We start from the raw sequence: 1221 nt of genomic DNA on the forward strand, positions 1-1221 counted from the left end.
TGACCTGCCCCCACGATTAGATACAACACTCAGTTAGTAACGTCGGAATCTTCATTCTCAGAATGACCCTTTCTCCAGCCCGCTGCAAATTCAGACGGTGTCTGATAATTCAGCGTGGAGTGCGGGCGGCATTCGTTATAATCCTGCCGCCAGTCATTAATAATTTTCCTGGCATGAACGATATCGCTGAACCAGTGCTCATTCAAACATTCATCGCGAAATCGTCCGTTAAAGCTCTCAATAAATCCGTTCTGCGTTGGCTTGCCCGGCTGGATTAAGCGCAACTCAACACCATGCTCAAAGGCCCATTGATCCAGTGCACGGCAAGTGAACTCCGGCCCCTGGTCAGTTCTTATCGTCGCCGGATAGCCTCGAAACAGTGCAATGCTGTCCAGAATACGCGTGACCTGAACGCCTGAAATCCCAAAGGCAACAGTGACCGTCAGGCATTCCTTTGTGAAATCATCGACGCAGGTAAGACACTTGATCCTGCGACCGGTGGAAAGTGCGTCCATGACGAAATCCATCGACCAGGTCAGATTGGGCGCCGCCGGACGGAGCAGCGGCAGACGTTCTGTTGCCAGCCCTTTACGACGTCTTCTGCGTTTTACGCCCAGGCCACTGAGGTGATAAAGCCGGTACACGCGCTTATGATTAACATGAAGCCCTTCACGGCGCAGCAACTGCCAAATACGACGGTAGCCAAAACGCCTGCGCTCCAGTGCCAGCTCAGTGATGCGCCCTGATAAATGCGCATCAGCAGCCGGACGGTGAGCCTCATAGCGGCAGGTCGACAGGGATAAACCTGTAAGCCTGCAGGCACGACGTTGCGACAGACCGGCCGCATCACACATCAACATCACGGCTTCCCGCTTCTGGTCTGTCGTCAGTACTTTCGCCCAAGAGCCACCTGAAGCGCCTCTTTATCCAGCATGGCTTCGGCAAGCAGCTTCTTGAGTCTGGCGTTCTCTTCCTCAAGCGACTTCAGGCGCTTAACTTCAGGCACCTCCATACCGCCATACTTCTTACGCCAGATGTAAAACGTGGCATCGGAAATGGCATGCTTGCGGCAGAGTTCACGGGCGGGTACCCCAGCTTCGGCTTCGCGGAGAATACTGATGATCTGTTCATCGGAAAAACGCTTCTTCATGGGGATGTCCTCATGTGGCTTATGAAGACATTACTAACATCGGGGTGTACTAATCAACGGGGAGCAGGTCA

1 protein-coding gene is annotated in these 1221 nt (G+C 53.5%); it reads right to left on the reverse strand.

What is annotated here, in order from left to right:
* Positions 1-29: 29 nt before the first annotated feature.
* A protein-coding gene (locus C3451_RS24130) for an IS3-like element ISSen4 family transposase (protein WP_124304492.1) occupies positions 30-1150 on the reverse strand; the annotation gives its coding sequence in 2 pieces (ribosomal slippage) (positions 30-892 and positions 892-1150; 1122 coding nt in all).
* Positions 1151-1221 lie beyond the last annotated feature (71 nt).

This window comes from Enterobacter sp. 301B (genome assembly GCF_003850715.1).
In the GTDB taxonomy this organism is placed as follows: Bacteria; Pseudomonadota; Gammaproteobacteria; order Enterobacterales; family Enterobacteriaceae; genus Enterobacter; species Enterobacter intestinihominis.